The organism is Stenotrophomonas sp. STEN029, from assembly GCF_056760015.1.
Genome location: NZ_JBRREC010000005.1, coordinates 38427 through 53534 on the forward strand (window position 1 = coordinate 38427; position 15108 = coordinate 53534).

13 protein-coding genes are annotated in these 15108 nt (G+C 64.0%); 12 read left to right on the forward strand and 1 reads right to left on the reverse strand.

The genetic code is table 11. The features are described 5' to 3' along the window. Window positions 1-56: 56 nt before the first annotated feature. Genes ACVOLI_RS02120 through ACVOLI_RS02170 form a run of 11 tightly spaced genes read left to right on the forward strand, consistent with a single transcriptional unit; the run spans window position 57 to window position 13599 of the window. Window positions 57-1445, forward strand: a complete 1389-nt coding sequence (locus tag ACVOLI_RS02120) for an undecaprenyl-phosphate glucose phosphotransferase (RefSeq protein ID WP_481533341.1) — start codon at window positions 57-59, stop codon at window positions 1443-1445. Further along, window positions 1445-2371: a glycosyltransferase family 2 protein gene (locus ACVOLI_RS02125; RefSeq protein WP_481533342.1), complete on the forward strand. Its 927-nt coding sequence runs from the start codon at window positions 1445-1447 to the stop codon at window positions 2369-2371. Before ACVOLI_RS02120 ends, ACVOLI_RS02125 begins: the two co-directional genes overlap by 1 nt. Next, window positions 2368-3153 carry a polysaccharide biosynthesis/export family protein gene (locus ACVOLI_RS02130; RefSeq protein WP_481533343.1) on the forward strand — a complete coding sequence of 262 codons (786 nt, stop codon included), beginning with the start codon at window positions 2368-2370 and terminating at the stop codon, window positions 3151-3153. The genes ACVOLI_RS02125 and ACVOLI_RS02130 overlap by 4 nt, the downstream gene beginning before the upstream one ends. Next, window positions 3150-5132, forward strand: a complete 1983-nt coding sequence (locus tag ACVOLI_RS02135) for a GumC family protein (RefSeq protein WP_481533344.1) — start codon at window positions 3150-3152, stop codon at window positions 5130-5132. The genes ACVOLI_RS02130 and ACVOLI_RS02135 overlap by 4 nt, the downstream gene beginning before the upstream one ends. Then, window positions 5133-6299 (forward strand): glycosyltransferase, encoded by a 1167-nt coding sequence (locus ACVOLI_RS02140; RefSeq protein ID WP_481533345.1) that lies wholly within the window; start codon window positions 5133-5135, stop codon window positions 6297-6299. Further along, entirely contained in the window at window positions 6296-7645 is a 1350-nt protein-coding gene (locus tag ACVOLI_RS02145; RefSeq protein WP_481533346.1) for a beta-galactosidase, read from the forward strand. The genes ACVOLI_RS02140 and ACVOLI_RS02145 overlap by 4 nt, the downstream gene beginning before the upstream one ends. After that, window positions 7645-8847, forward strand: a complete 1203-nt coding sequence (locus tag ACVOLI_RS02150; protein WP_481533347.1) for a glycosyltransferase family 4 protein — start codon at window positions 7645-7647, stop codon at window positions 8845-8847. The genes ACVOLI_RS02145 and ACVOLI_RS02150 overlap by 1 nt, the downstream gene beginning before the upstream one ends. Continuing rightward, a complete protein-coding gene (locus ACVOLI_RS02155; protein WP_481533348.1) occupies window positions 8838-9941 on the forward strand; it encodes a glycosyltransferase family 4 protein in 1104 nt (367 codons plus the stop codon). Before ACVOLI_RS02150 ends, ACVOLI_RS02155 begins: the two co-directional genes overlap by 10 nt. Beyond that, window positions 9938-11335, forward strand: a complete 1398-nt coding sequence (locus ACVOLI_RS02160) for an O-antigen ligase family protein (protein ID WP_481533349.1) — start codon at window positions 9938-9940, stop codon at window positions 11333-11335. Before ACVOLI_RS02155 ends, ACVOLI_RS02160 begins: the two co-directional genes overlap by 4 nt. Beyond that, on the forward strand, window positions 11332-12153 hold the full coding sequence (locus ACVOLI_RS02165) for an acyltransferase (protein WP_481533350.1): 822 nt from the start codon (window positions 11332-11334) through the stop codon (window positions 12151-12153). Before ACVOLI_RS02160 ends, ACVOLI_RS02165 begins: the two co-directional genes overlap by 4 nt. A gap of 3 nt (window positions 12154-12156) precedes the next feature. After that, a complete protein-coding gene (locus ACVOLI_RS02170; protein ID WP_481533351.1) occupies window positions 12157-13599 on the forward strand; it encodes a lipid II flippase MurJ in 1443 nt (480 codons plus the stop codon). Between the two features lie 183 nt (window positions 13600-13782). Here the strand turns inward: ACVOLI_RS02170 and ACVOLI_RS02175 are convergent, their stop codons facing one another. Next, entirely contained in the window at window positions 13783-14145 is a 363-nt protein-coding gene (locus tag ACVOLI_RS02175; protein ID WP_481533352.1) for a hypothetical protein, read from the reverse strand. Window positions 14146-14568: 423 nt separating this feature from the next. On the opposite strand from ACVOLI_RS02175, the gene ACVOLI_RS02180 reads away from it, so the two are divergent. Then, window positions 14569-15108, forward strand: a complete 540-nt coding sequence (locus ACVOLI_RS02180; RefSeq protein WP_481533353.1) for a fimbrial protein — start codon at window positions 14569-14571, stop codon at window positions 15106-15108.

The following is a 15108-nucleotide window of genomic DNA, read 5'->3' on the forward strand; positions in this document are numbered from 1 at the left end:
TCGTAATGCGCTTACCGTTTTCAGATGCATTGTTTGCAAATACACGCCCGATAGTGATGCGCTGGTCGCGTCTGATGGCGCGTATTTTCCACTTCTGCGCTGCGGTTTCGCCGGCGGCGCTGGTGCTGTTGCTGATGGGGGTCCATGACAGCAGCTTGATACGTACCTATGGGGTGCTGGCGTTGCTGGCCGGTCTGTTGACGATCCTGGTGTTCACCGCGTTCGGCATGTACGGGCGGGAGATGTTCAGCAATCGGGTGCTGATCCGCTCCACCATCGTTGCCTGGTCGGCCAGCTTTGGCCTGGTGCTGATGCTGCATACCGTGTTCCGGGTGATCGCCTACCTGCCGATCAAGATGGCGCTGCTCTGGTACCTGACGACCCTGTTGTTGCTGGTGCTTGGGCGACTGCTGATGCTGGCGTTCTTCCAGCGGCGGATCCGCGACGGCCACTTCGTTGGCCGCTCGGTGATCCTTGGAGCAACCGAGAACGGCAGCCGGCTGGCACAGCACATGCAGCAGAATGTGGATATCGCCAGTGGCCTGCTGGGCTTCATCGATGACCGCAGTCCAGACCGCATCGCCTCAAACCTGCGGCCGCAGTTGATCGGCAACTTCGCGTTGCTCGAACAGCTGATCCGCAACAACGAGGTGGATCAGGTCCTGATGGCGCTGCCAGCGGCGGCAGAGGGGCGCAACCACCACTACGTTGAGCTGCTCAGGAAAATGCCGGTGCAGGTGTTCCTGGTGCCGGAGATGCAGGCCTTCAACTTCGCGCTGCCGCGTGTTGCGGACATTTCCGACGTGCCGATGCTGGTGGTTTCGGAGCCGCCATTGAAAGGCTGGGCGCCTGCCTACAAGCGTGCCGAGGACGTGGTGCTGGCAAGCCTGGCGTTGCTGCTACTGTCGCCGTTGATGCTGTTGGTAGCCATCGCCATCAAGCTGGATTCGCGTGGTCCGGTGCTGTTCCGGCAGCGCCGCTATGGCTACAACCACCAGCTGATCGAGGTCTACAAGTTCCGCTCCATGTTCCACGATCAACGTGACATGGATGCGCAGACCCAGACGCGCGCTGGCGATCCGCGGGTGACCCGGATCGGGCGCTTCATCCGCAAGAGCAGCATCGATGAGTTGCCGCAGCTGTTCAACGTGCTGGCCGGCAGCATGTCGATGGTCGGGCCGCGCCCGCATGCCACTGCCACCAAGGCGGCGGATATCCTGTTCGAGGAGGCGGTTGCCAACTACGTGGCGCGGCACAAGGTAAAGCCCGGCATCACCGGTCTGGCGCAGGTGCATGGTTACCGTGGCGAGACCGATACCGTCGAGAAGCTGCAGAAGCGCGTCGAGTACGACCTGGCCTATATCGAGAACTGGTCGCTTGGGCTGGATGCCTTCATCCTGCTGCGCACCTTGCCGGCCGTGCTGTCGATGAAGGCGGCGTACTGATGGCCAGGCCGCGCGTTGCCCTGATCATTCCAGTACGCAACGGTGAAGCGCATATGGCGCGGATGCTGCCTGCGCTGCGCGCGCAGTCGCTGCAGCCGGACGAGCTGCTGATCATCGACAGTGCCTCCAGCGATGGCGGTGTCGCGCGCTGGCGCGAGTTTGGCGCGCGCGTCGTGGAGATTGATCCGGCCACCTTCAACCATGGCGGCACGCGGCGTCTTGCGGCCAGCCTGGTCAGCGCCGATGTGCTGATCTACATGACCCAGGATGCGATACCGGTGCCGCCGGATGCGCTGCAGGCGCTGGTGGATGGCGTGTATGCCGCTGACGACGTGGCGGTGGCCTACGGGCGGCAGATTCCGCATCCGGAGGCCGGCATCCTGGCCCGGCATGCGCGCGCCTTCAACTATCCGTCGCAGGGCCGCATCAAGCGCAGCAGCGACGCCGCCGAGCTCGGCATCAAGACCTGCTTCAGTTCCGATGCGTTCTGCGCCTACCGCGCCGACGTGCTGGCCGAGGTGGGCGGGTTTCCAGAGGATGTGATCGGCACCGAGGACACCCATGTCGCCGCGCGCGCGCTGCTGGCGGGCTGGGCGATCAACTATGTGGCGGCTGCCGAGGCCTGGCACTCGCACGACTACAGCATCGTGGAAGAGCTGCGACGCTACTTCGACATCGGCGTGTTCTATTCGCGCGAGCGCTGGATACGACAAAGCTTTGGTGGTGCCGGCGGTGAAGGTGGTCGCTTCGTGCGTTCCGAGCTGCGCGCGCTGCGCCAGGCCGGTGCGGTCACTGCAATACCCGGTGCGTTGTTGCGCACCGCTGCAAAGTTCATTGGTTATCGTCTGGGGCACATGGAACGGCATCTGCCGCTGCGCCTGAAGCGACGCATTGGAATGTTTACCGGCTACTGGAGGCAATCATGAAGTCCCTGCGATTGGCGCTGCCGGCGCTGCTTACGCTGTTGGTTACCGCCTGCGCCATGTCCAACGTTGTCCAGCTGCCCGCTGGCAAGGTGGTGCGTGAGCGGCAGATCAGCAATTTCAGCCCGGAACAGCTGCCCAAGCCGGTGCTCAAGGTGCATACCGGCGATGTGCTGCGCATCGTGCGCGATGCGCAGACGCCAGCAGAGAAGGACGAGGCAACGCTGTACCGGGTCAGGCCCGACGGCAATATCGCCTATCCATTCATCGGCATCGTCAAGGCTGGCGGGCGTACACCCGAAGCGATCGGCGAAGAGCTGACCGAGCGGCTGGATGCGATCTACCGCGAGCCGCGGGTGACCATCAATATCGCTGAAGCACCCGGTAGCCGGGTGTATGTCGGCGGCGCCGTGCGCAACCCGGGAACCTTCGATCTGATGTCGGCGGTGACCGTGCCACAGGCCATCACCGCCACCGGTGGCGTGCTGCCGACCGCGGACAGCCATCATGTGGCGCTGGTGCGCCAGGATGACGATGGCGTGCAGCAGGTCTATTTCTTCGACTACGCGGCCCTGCTCAGCCCTGCCACCAACGGCCAGCCGGGGGTGCAGCTGCAGCGCGGTGACCTGGTGTTCGTGCCCAGCTCGCGGATCGGCAATGCGATCCAGCGCGTGGACATGTATGTCGGCCAGTTGCTGATGTTCCGTGGTTTCGGTGCATCGGCCAACTACCAGATAAACGAGCCGTCCTACCGGATCAATACGCCAGAGGTAACCGTGCCGTGATCGAAGTCCGTAGCCTTCGCGACGCGCTGCGTCTGCTGTTTATTTTCGCCCGCGAGTTTCGCCTGACCTTGATGGTCACGATCGCGGTGGTGGTGGCCGGTGCCTTCCTGCTGCCCAATCGCTTCGTCTCCGATGCGCGCCTGCTGGTCAAGCCAACGCAGAGCGCCAGCGTGCAGTTGCCGGTGCAGCCGGGCCCGGAATCGGGTTTCGTGCAGCAGAGCCCGCAGCGCGATCCGCTGCTGGATGAGGAGAAAATGGCGACCAGTGCGCCGGTCATGCTGAAGGTCGCCAAGGCCTATCTGGCGATGTCATCGGTACCGCCGCAGGGCGGCTGGGCGCGCTTCAAGTTCCAGATAGGCAAGGCGGCGGCCTGGTGCAAGGAAGTTGTCCGTGATGTGTTCGTCGGCGTGGGCCTGATGGACAAGGCGCCGCCGGAGGATCGCCTTGCGGCACGCCTGGCCAAGCGCCTGACGGTCAGCCACGATCCGGGCTCGAACGTGATGGAGATGCGTGTGACCTGGAGCGACCCGCATGTCGCCCAGGGTATTTCGCAGGCTTGGGTGGACGCGTATTTCGACGAGCGCGCCAATGCTGCCGGCGGCGATGCGCTGTTTGATTTCTACCAGCAGCAGAACACCGAGCTCAACGACACCATCATCAAGCTGAAACAGCAGCTGCGTGACCGCCTGCGTGTCATCGATGCCACCAGCGTCGAGCAGCGCATCGAGGATGTGACCGACCAGCTGCAGAAGCTGTATCGGCACCGCCGCGAACTGCAGGCCGAGCGTGAAGCGCTGCTCGGCATCCTCGGCGCGGCTGGCCGGCAGTTGCCCGCGGTCGCAGGGGAAGTGGTGACCGAGCGCGAAATCAGCCTCAATCCTGCCCGCGAAGACCTCAAGCTGAAGTTGAACGGACTCAAGCAGCAGCGCCTGGATCTGCTGCGCAACTTCAAGGAAGGTGCACCGCCGGTACGTGCGCTGGATGAGAGCATTGCCGGACTGGAAGCGGAGATCGCAGCGGTCAATGACAATGTGGTGCGCTCGCGCAATGTCGCGCCCAATGCCCTGGGTACCCGCCTGCGCCAGGACATGCAGGATGCGCGTATCAACGTGGCCAAGATCGACGCCAACATCGCCGAGATCGATGAGCAGCTCAAGCAGCTGCAGGCCTCACGCGAAGAAGTGATGGCGGCCGAGCCATCGCTGTCGCGCCTTAGCCTGGAGCTGGGTTCTGCCGAAAAAACGTTTGCGCAGTACTCGGACTATCTGCTGCGTGCGCGCGTGATCCGTGACCTGAATCGCAACCGCCTCAGCAATGTGGCGCTGGTCGGTGAGTCGAGCTTCACCCCGTCGCGCGTGTTCCCGAAGAGCATGTTGATGCTGCTGCTGACCATTCCGGTGGCGCTGGCCGTGGCCTTGGTGGTGGTGTTCCTGCTATACCTGATGGACCAGCGTATCCATGACGGTGGCCGCATCGAGAAAACCTTCAACGTGCCCCTGTTGGCCACGGTACCGGAGATCGAACGCGACCAGGATGCTTCGCAACCCTTGCGTGCGGCCCTGTACCGCATCTATTGCCGCCTGCCGCTGGAGCAGATCGCCGAGCATGGCCTGTCGGTGGGCCTGACCTCGGGTCGTTCCGGCGAAGGCGTGAGCTTCATTGCCTCGCGTCTGGCCATCGTGCTCAGGCAGCAGGGCTATAGCGTGCGCGAGGGCGCACTGCCGGCGCAGCCTGGCGAAATGGTGATCGTGCAGGCGCCGCCGCTGAGCGACGAGCACGCGCTGATTGCGTTGCGCGGCTGCGATCGCATCATTCTGGTGGTGCAGGCGCGCAGCACCACGGTGCCGGCGGTGGAAAACGCCCTGGCGTTGCTGCGTGATGCCTTGGGGCGTGTCGACGGCATCGTGCTCAATCGTCGCGTTTTTGAAATCCCGGCCAGGTTCTGGAAGCCGATCAGTCGTTGGCTCGGAGCGTACTGAGTGAAGCTGGCGCTGCTCGCACCGCTGCCGCCGTTGCAGAACGGCATCGCCGACTACGCGCAGGCGTGGATGGAGGCGCTGCGCGGCGCGGGCGTTGATGTGCGGGTACCACCGCAGCGCGCAGACGGTGCCTGGGACACGAGTGATGCAGCGTTCTGGCGGGACGTGGATATCGTCCATGCGCAGCTGGGCGGCGGGCGTGGTCCCGAGTTCCTCGCGCTTGAACAACTACGGTTGCGCTGGCCGCAACTGGCGACCAGCGCAACCGTGCATGACCCGGAGCGGCTGGTATGGCGCTCACCGGACCCTGCGCAGGGGCTGGCCCGCCGCATAGCGGCCTGGCCGCGCCCCTTGCCGCAGCTGCTGGCGTTGGCACAGGACCGGCGCACGCTGGCGCGCGAGCGCAGCCTGGCTGCCGGTCTGGATGCGATGGTTGCGTTGACCCGTACCGGCGGCAGCTGTCTGGTCGAGCGCATGCAGGTTGCGCCAGACAAGGTGCACTTCATCGCGCACGGCAATCCGGTGTTTGCTACCGCCGCGTTGCCTGACGGCGAGCTGCTGAAGCTGCTGTATTTCGGTTTCATCTATCCGGGCAAGGGGATCGAGGATCTGTTCGATGCCTTGGCCACGGTTTTTCGCCAGCGCCCGCAGGCGCGGCTTGCAGTGACCATGGCTGGCGGATCGGCGCCTGAGCTGGCGTTTGGCAGCCGCGGCAACTACCTGTCGCAGCTGCGGGGACGCGCTGCCGAATTGGGCATCGCAGATCGGATCGAGTGGCAGCTCGACCTGCCTGCCAGCGGCATCCTGGACTGCGTGCAGGCCCATCACGCGATGGTGTTGCCGTATCGCGATTCAAAGAAGTTGGCCTTGCTTGGCCGCATGCGCGGCACCAGTGGTGCGCTGTCGTGGGCGAACGCCAGCGGGCGCGGGGTGATTGCCTCGGATGCGCGCGCGTTTGCCGAGGAAGTTTCCCACGGCAACGGCGTGGTCTATGCGCAGGGGCAGAGCGCGGCCCTGGCCGAACGGATTGGCAGCCTCCTGGATGAGCCGTCGTTGGCGCACAGCTGGGCGGCAGCGGCATCCGCGCTGGGCGCACAGCGTCAGTGGGCGACCATTGCCAGCGAATTTGCGGCACTGTTTAGATCGGTTGTGGAGCGTAAGCAATGAAAGGACCAGGCATGTTCAAGGCGCGGCTGCTGCGGGTACTTGCATCAGCAGTGCTGGTCGGTTCGCTGCTATGGGGCGTCACTGCCTGTGCCAAGGGCGAACGCGCGACCCTGGAACTGGTGCCGCCGCGACCGCTGGTGTGGGCCGACTATCTTGGGGTGAACGCACACTTCCTGTGGTTTGAGCCCAGCCAATACCGCAAACAGATGAACCAGCTGCAGGCCTTGGGCCTGCAGTGGGTGCGGGTGGATCTGCACTGGGACACCATCGAACCACAAGAGGGCCAATTCCGCTGGGATGTACTGGACCCTTTGATGGCGGAAATGGAACGGCGCGGTCTCAAGGCCGAGGTGTATCTGGTCGGATCGGCGCCGCATGCCACCTCCGCACCAGCCGGCAGTCCGAACCCGGACCAATACCCGCCGAAGGATCCCAAGCTCTACGCGCGCGCCCTGGTGCAGCTGGCGCAGCGCTATCCCAAGGTTGTTGCCTGGCAGGTGTGGAACGAGCCCAACCTGCCTGCATTCTGGCGACCGCGCGAGGATCCTGCCGCCTATGGCCAGCTGTTGCTGACCAGCGTGGAGGCCATGCGTCGCGAGGCGCCTGGTCGCAAGATCGTGCTGGGTGGCATGGGCTACTTCAGCCAGATGCCCACCCGCGGGGGTGCGCTGATGGTTGAAGCATTGGCCAAGGGCGGTTTGTTCTCGCTGGACGTGATTACCGCCTATCACCCGTACTCCTTGTATCCGGAAGGCGACGACGCACATGCGATGGACTTCGTGCAGCGTGCCCGCCAAGGCAATGCATCCTTGCGCGCCGCCGGTGCGCGTGACATCTGGGCCGACGAATGGGGTTGGTCCAGCTATGCAGGCCCCAAGGAAGAGCAGCCCATCATCGGCGCACAGGGGCAGGCGGACTTCGTGACCCGCCGCCTGGCGCTGATGAGCGCGCTGGATTACGACAAGATTTTCCTGTTCGCCCTGAGTGACCTGGACCAGCGCGCAGGTGCGCGTGATCGCCGCTATGGGCTGCTGGATGAAGCTGCTGCCGCCAAGCCGGTGTACAGCGCGGTGCGACGGCTGCTGCAGATCACCGGGCCGCGTCTGGTCCCGGGCAAGGCGCCAGTATTCACCGGTAATACGCCGGGCATGATCAGCATTGGCTGGCAGCGCCCGGACGGCCGTCGGCTATGGTTGTTCTGGGGCGCGCAACCCGGACAGGTGCAGGTCAATGGCCTCAAGCAGGCGGTGCTGCACGATGTACTGAGCGGCGCGCACAAGGAGATCGGCAGCGGCGATGCGGTCAACGTACCGGTATCGACGACGCTGTCGGTATTGGAGTGGTAATGCGACCGCTGCGGATTCTGTGGATCCTGCCTTACCTGCCATGGCCAACCACCAGTGGCGGCAAGCTGCGCCAATACCATCTGCTGCGTTGCCTGGCCGCGCGCGGACATCGCATCACCTTGCTGGTGCAAAGCAAAGTGCCGTTGGACGCTGCAACCCAGGCGCAACTCGAGCCGCTGCTGGAGCGCCTGATCGTGCTGCAGCGGCGCCCGTTGCGTTCGTTGAAGACGATGATCAACGGACTGTTGTCACCGGTGCCGCTGTTGGCTTCGGTCAATGGTCACGCGCCGGACTTCGGTCGCACGCTGGGAACGTTGCTGGAGCAGCCCTGGGATGTGGTGCAGCTGGAGCATTCGTACATGTACGAACCGTGCCGGGCGCCATTGCAGCGGTACGCGGCGGGTTTCCTGCTCAGTGAGCACAATGTCGAATCCACGCTTGCCGAGGTCACCTACAGCCGCCTGCCTGCAGTGTTCAGGCCGTTGGCGCGGCTGGACCGTTGGCGCTACCAGCGTTGGGAACGTCACGTAGTGGGTGCAGCACGCAAGGTGGTGGCCTTGACCGAGGATGATGCCAAGGTGCTGGCCGCATACAGCAGGCAGCCCATCGCCGTGGTGGTCAATGGCACCGATACCGAGGCCTTTGCCGAGGTGGTGGCCGATCCTGGCGCCGGACGGATCCTGTTCGTCGGCAACTTCGAGTACGCGCCCAACATCGATGCGGTGGAATGGCTGCTGGACGAGGTCATGCCGGCGATCTGGGCGGCTGCAGCGCAGACCCGGCTATGCCTGTGCGGTTACGCATTGCCGACGCACTGGGCCGAGCGCTGGCCGGATGCACGCATCGAGTGGCGCGGTTTCGTCCCCAGTCTGCAACCGGTGCAGGCCAAGAGCAGTCTGTTCCTGGCCGCGCTGCGCGACGGTGGCGGTTCCAAGCTGAAGGTGTTGGAAGCAATGGCGGCGGGCTTGCCGGTGGTCGCCACAGCGCAGGCGGTGTCCGGGCTGGACGTCCAGCGTGGCACCCACTATCAAGGCGGGGGCGATACTGCCGCCTTGGTTGCTGCGGCGCTGCAGCTGCTGGCCGATCCGCAGTTGGCGCATGCGACCGGTGAGGCTGGCCGTGACTACGTGCGCGCGCAACATGATTGGCAGCGTTCCGCCGACCAGTTGGAGGCGGTGTACACCGAGCTGACATGCGCATAGGCATTGATTACCGGCCAGTCACCGCCGCGCCGCACTCGGGCATCGCCCGTCAGGTGCTGGCGCTTGAACAGGCACTGTTGGCTGAAGGCCGTGAACTGGTGCGCTTCAGCATGGCGCCGGATGGGCACCCGCACCGGCAGCTGGCGATCTGTCCGCCTGCGTCGGTGGCAAGCAATGGCTTGCATCGTCCGCGTACGCGCATGGCTTTCGAGCTGGGTTTCCTGCCGGGCGCGTTGCGCCAGCAGGGCATCGATCTGTACATCGCCACCGCCAACAGCGGCTTGCCGCTGCGCCGCCCGGCGACGCTGCGCAGGCAGGTACTGTTGCTGCACGACGTATTCCAGCTGACCTTGCCAGGGCGTCATGCCACGTGGTTGCATGGTCGTGTCTACGCTGCCATGGACCGCTTCCTGATTGGGCACGCGGTGCGTGCGGCAGACACGATCTGGACGCCATCACAGTTCAGCGCTGGCGAGCTTGCCCGCTTGTATCCGGGTGCGCGGGCGCGGACCTCGGTATTGCCCAACGCAGTGCTGCCATTGGCGGTACCCAGCGCGGCGGCCGATCCAGCCTTGCCCGCGCGTTATTGGCTGGTGGTGGGGACCCGCGAGCCGCGCAAGAACATTCCGTTCCTGCTGCAGCAATGGCGTGCGCTACGTGGGGAAGGTAATCCGCTGCCGGACCTGGTGCTGGTTGGCGATCGCGCTGATGTGGACGCGGAGCTGGCTGGCCTGCCTGGCCTGCATTGGCGCAGCGGATTGAGTGACGCGCAGCTGTCGCGGCTCTATCACGATGCCGAACGTCTGCTGCACCCGGCGACCGCGGAAGGATTTGGTCTGCCGGTGATCGAAGCATTGGGGTGTGGCACGCCGGTCGCGGTTGCCACCGGCAGTGCGCTGGATGAAATCACTCCACCGCAATCGTTGCGCTTCGATCCACGCAGTGCGACGTCGCTGCGTGATGCCTTGCTCGCAGCGGCTTGCGGGCGAGGCGAGGACGAGGCACGCGAAACCTTGATCACGGCAGCACAGCGCTACGGCGCTGGCCCCTACCAGCAGCGGGTAGCGCAACTGCTGCAGGCGGCGTCGCGATGAGGCTGGGCACGACCATCGCGGTGCTCTGCGGCCTGCTGTTTGGCAGCCTGTTGCTGTTCCTGCCGCCGTCCAAGTTCATCGTGGTGCTGCTGGGATTGCCAGCCGCATTGGTGGTATTGCGTTGGCCAGTGGTCGGCTTGTCGCTGTTCGCGCTGGTGGCGACGTTCATGCCCTTCAGCACCTTGCAGGTCGGCTTTCGTTTCACCATGGCCGAGGCCATGCTCGGGCTGACCTGGGCCGGGGTGGCATTGCAGTTGTTCTTCCAGCGGCTGGAGCGGCCGCAGTGGGGCAGCGTCGAACGTGGAATGCTGTTGTTGATGGCATTCAGCGCGCTGCCGTTCGTGGTGGGGCAGGTCACGATCGTGGCTGACGGCAACGGGCCGGTGAACTGGGTACGCTGGCTGGTCAACCTGTCATTGCTGCTGTTGGCGCCGCTGATGCTGTCACAGGAGAAGCAGCGCGAGCAGCTGGTGGTGATGCTGTTGCTGGGTAATCTGGCGATGCTGGTGTTGTCGCTGGGGATGTTCGTCAGATCACGCAGCGCACTGGACATGATTCCCGTGCTGGAGAAGCTGCGTTATGCGCACCCGGAGGCCTTGCTGGACATCTTCAGCGCAGAGAACGCACGTCTCGGTTCGCCGTGGGTCCACCCGAACCTGACCGGTGGTGCGATGGCGATGTTCGTGCCACTTGCTGCGTTCTACGGGCTCTACCAGCACGGTTGGCGACGCGTGCTGGGGGCATCGGTGGCCGTGCTCGGCGCGGCTGCCCTGCTGCTGAGCAGCTCGCGCGGCGCCATCCTCGCCATCGGTGTGGTGCTGTTGTGGCTGTCCTGGCTGCGGGTGCCGTATGCGCGGGCAATGGTGATGGCCGGGATCATTCTCGGTGGCGTACTGACCGTGACCTATGCGCCACTGCAGGACCGTCTGGCGACAATGTTCTCATCGGACAACGCCAGTACCGAGGTACGCGTGGATGAATACAAGCGCTTTCCCGAGGCTGTTGCGCGTTATCCCTTGGGAATTGGTTTCCGTACCGAGCCGCCGGTACCCGGCAGCGGATTGCTCGGTATCTCCAACCTGTGGCTGTACTACATGTACAAGCTGGGCCTGCTCGGCATGCTGCTGTACTGCGTGGTGACCTGGCGCTGGTGGCGGCAGGTGCGGCCGCAGGGCAAGGTGCTCACCATCGACCGCCGCAACGGCTTGTGGATGGGCTGTACCACCGCGCTGGTTGCCGCCCTGCTGACAGGGCTGATCGATCACTACTACAGTTTCACCATGGTGCTGGTGGCCTTGTTCTGGCTGGTGATGGGGCTCGGGCTGCAGAGTGCAGCCGCTGTTCCACCCGGCGCAGAGGGCCGGCCTTTATCGAGTTCGAGGAAGCAGCAATGAGGCATCGTATTTTTCATTCCGTCGACCTGCGCTCGCGGCTTGGCGACTACGCTGCGCGCATGGGGGTGGAACCTGCCGCGTTGACCGAGGCCTATGAGTGGTTGCTGGCCAACGAGGGCGCGTTCGAGGAAGTCAGTGGCGATCAGCTGCGCGTGTCGATCTGCTCGGTGGATATTGAATGGCGCCTGCAGCATCCGCTGGGCAAGCGCCTCTACCACGAGTTGAAGATGGAACTGCCGACCAAGCTGGTGCCGCGCTACGGCATCAACTGGATCACGTTCAAGGATCGCTGCCTGCGCCTGTGGGAGCAGCTCTACAACATCGCCATCAACAAGGTGCCTTTCCATTGGGTACGCCTGACCTGGCTGCGTATCGGCGGCGCAAAGATTGGTGAGGGCTCCACCATCTGGCGCAACACCGAGGTACTGGGCATGGACAGCCTGGTGATCGGCAAGGACAGCGTGATTGCCTGGCATTGCCAGATCGATGCGCGTGCGGGTCTGCGCATCGGCGACCACGTCGCGATTGCATCGCATGTGCTGATCATCGCCGGGACGCATGATCTGACCGCCCCGGAATTCTGGTCGGTGTCGGCACCCATCGTGATCGAGGACTATGTGTGGATCGCCAGCCGTGCGCTGGTCGCCCACGGTGCGCACCTGGGGCGTGGCTGCGTGATCACCGCCAATACCGTTGTGGCCAAGGAAGTTCCGCCGTACAAGATCATCGGCGGCAGCGGCGCCAAGCCAATGGGCGAACGCCCGCACAACCTGTCCTACCGGGTGGGTGGCAAGAACATCCTGACCCTGCTGCACTGAGCCATGTTCCGCGCCACGCTCTGGTTGACCTTGGTGACGGTGGCCGGTCTCGCGCTCGGCTTCGGCCGCGAATGGCTGTTGGTTGATGCCTGGGGCGCAGGTGCACGCAGTGATGGTTTCCTGGTCGCGTTGTTCCTGCCCGAAGCCATCCGCATGACGCTGGCTGCAGGTCTGTTGTCGTCCGCCGCATTGCCGTTGTACCAGCAGTTGGAAGGCCCGCGGCAACCGGCATGGGTGTCCACGCAGATGCTGAGCCTGCTGCTGGTGGGCGCGCTGATCGCGATTGCGCTGGCGGCAGGTGCGGGCATCTGGGTCCGCTTGATCGGACCTGGCCTGGCGACGGGGGTGCAGCATACGGCCGCGTCCAGCCTGCTGATTCTGTCCTGCGTGGTACCGATGCTGCTGGTGCATGCTTTGGCTGCCGCGATAGGGCAGGCCCAGCAACGCTTCCTGGTGGCAGGCCTGGGTTCGTTTCTGTACAACCTGCCAGCGGTGCTGTTGCTGTTGATGCAGCGCTCGGCAACCAACGAACGCGATCTGGCCTGGGCCTTTGTTGCTGGTGCGGTGTTGATGCTGCTCTCGGTGCTGCCGCTGCTGTGGCGCGGTGGCTGGCGGCCGTGGCGTTGGTACTGGCAGCAGGCCGATGCGCATGGCTTGTACCGTCGGCTTGGGCCGCTGCTCGCCAGCGCGGGTGCCAGCCAAGGGCTGGTCTTGCTGGAGCGCGTGTGTGCCTCGTTCCTGGGTGAAGGCGCGATCACGCTGGTCAATCTGGCACGCAAGCTGGTCAACCTGCCACTGGTCGCGCTGATGAGCCTCAACCAGGTGGTGCTGGCGCGCATGGCGCAGCTGGGCGAAGACGAGGCCGCTCGACGCAACGCACTACGTCTCGGACTGCTGGTGACGGCTACCCTGACCATTCCTGCCGCGGCCGGCATGATTGCCAGCGCGCCATCGCTGGTGAAGCTGTTGCTGCCTGCAGGCATGGAGCAGGGCGCGTTGCCGATGTTGCTGGCGTGGTTTGCCTGCGTGATTGTATTTGGCGCGTGGAATGCGTTGCTCGCGCGCTACGCTTATGCGGTTGGCAACACCGTGTTGCCGATGCGCTACGAATTGATGGGCAGTGGTCTCAATGCGCTGGTGCTGTTGCTGGTGCCCGCGGTCACCGGCATCGCGGGCATCGCTTGGGCAGCGCTGGCCGGCTGTCTGCTCACGGCCTATCTGTTCCTGCGCCGCTACGCGCTGCTGGCCGACCCCTTGATGCTGCGCCTCCCCGTGCTGGCTGTGCTGGTGCTGGGGATGGCGATGGTGCTGCTCAAGCTCGTGCCGGGTATCTGGACGCAGATGATTGTGGCGTCGGCGTATGCACTCGCGTGCTTGCTGTTGTTGGCTGGCTGGAGTGTGCGGGCGGTTCGAAGCCAGAATACTCCACGCGTGCCTGCAGCCTGATACCAGCATTGACCGCGACGGCTCGCGGTACTCGCGCGACTTCACGATTCGCGAGTCCTTGCACGTCGACTGATCGGCGCGGGTCGCTGGCGTCAAGGGTTGCAGCCCAACAATCGGATGACCATGGAAAAGTGGGACGGAGCCCGGCAGGCCTTTCAGGTCTGCCGGCTTCCGTTGCGGGTGTCACGGGTAGGTGACCACTACCAGATAGCCTGCTTTTGCCTGTTGCCCCGGGCTGGGCTGCAGTGCATAGCTCTTGGAAAAAAAGCGCTCGTGTGCCTCGCCTTGATGTGCCGCAAGCCCAACCTGCGCTTTGTAGGCGGCCAAGGTGATGACATCGCCGGTGGCCAGAGTGGATACCTCCAGCTGCGCGCCTTGCGCAGACATCGGGCAGGTATCCAGGTTCAGTTGTCGCTGATCGTGCACCAGCCCAATACTGCAGCCTGAATCAACTACGCGTCCCACGAAGCGAATGGTGCCTTGACTGGCGTTGGCTGCCGAAGTGATGGAAAGCAACGCCGCACCGAGCAGGAGAGAACGAATCATGGCCGTACTCCGCGTTTGGGAGCTTCAGTAGGCGCCTGCGCGAAACGCAACAGAAGAGGCAACTTGCCGTTCTGCTCGCGGACATCACGCGTGTTGAGTGATCACGATCAAGTCGATCTTTTTCCACGGCAGATGAGACGTCTGGTCGATCGACTGTACCGAGTGAAATCCGGATACACGAAAGGGCACATATGTGCTGCATGTGCAGCTGTCATGCGAAAGGCTGTCGCAGATTTGATTGGAACGGCTAATTGGCAATTAATGTGGAGAGCGTCACATTTGTTCCTGATAACTTCTCGTCCAGTTCTCGAACAGCAGGTGTCGAGTCCTGATCGGGAAGCGAGTCAAGGATTGAGTATTGCTTCGTTGAATTCCTTGCTTGCCCCGGACCCACTTCCACTCCATCAGAGCAAGGTAATCGCAATGCGCAACGTCAACATCATCACAGTACTCCTGCTGGCAGCAGCACCGCTCGCCGCAAGCGCCGCTGACGGCACCATCACCTTTAATGGTGAAATCACCGACAAGACCTGCACCGTTTCCACGCCGCAGGGCAAGGACTTCACCGTGACCCTGCCGACGGTGGGCGCCAGCGCGCTGGCGGCCAGTGGCCAGGTTGCCGGCCGCACGCCGTTCTCGATCAATCTGACCCAATGCGATGCTGGCAGCGTGGCGACCTACTTCGAGCCGGGTGCCACCATCGATGCCAGCAGCGGTCGCTTGAACAACACCGCTACCGCCAACGCTGCGACCCAGGTGCAGCTGCAGCTGCTTGGCAGCAACAACCTCGCGCTGCCGGTCGCCGCTGGAGGCGCGGGCCAGCCGCAGACCAACTCGCAATGGGTCACTGTTGCTGCCGATGGATCGGCAAACCTCAACTACGCGGTCGAGTACTACGCCCAGGGCGCGGTCAGCCCGGGTGAAGTCACCAGCAGCGTGAAGTACACGATCATCTACAACTGA